This is a genomic window from Amycolatopsis sp. SID8362 (genome assembly GCF_010550475.1).
GTDB lineage: Bacteria > Actinomycetota > Actinomycetes > Mycobacteriales > Pseudonocardiaceae > Amycolatopsis > Amycolatopsis eburnea.
Genome location: NZ_JAAGNB010000571.1, coordinates 1 through 299, shown reverse-complemented (window position 1 = coordinate 299; position 299 = coordinate 1). Strand labels below are relative to the sequence as shown.

The window sequence follows — 299 nt, the reverse complement described above, 5'->3', positions numbered from 1 at the left end:
CCGCCGCCCGTTCGGCCAGGGTCCGCGCCCCCAGCGGCAGCGCCTCACGCGCCCGCACCAGCGCGACCACCTCGGCGCGGTCCTCGGGCGTCGTCCCGACGACGCTCTCGGCCGTCACGCCGACGACGAGTCCGATGTGGACACCACCGGCCAGGTCCGCGGCGCCGGAGAACAGCCCGGCACCCAGCCGCAGCGGTACCTCCGCGACGACCTCGCCGTCCCGGGTCGCGAACGCCGTGAGCGCGGCGTCGGCGAAGGCCCCGGCGACCTCGACCTCCAGCCGGGTGCCGGTCGGCGCG

At 78.6% G+C, this 299-nt stretch carries 1 pseudogene; it reads right to left on the bottom strand.

Annotated features, from left to right (window positions below):
- A pseudogene (locus G3I65_RS17465) lies at nt 1-299 on the bottom strand (hypothetical protein); the annotation flags it as partial.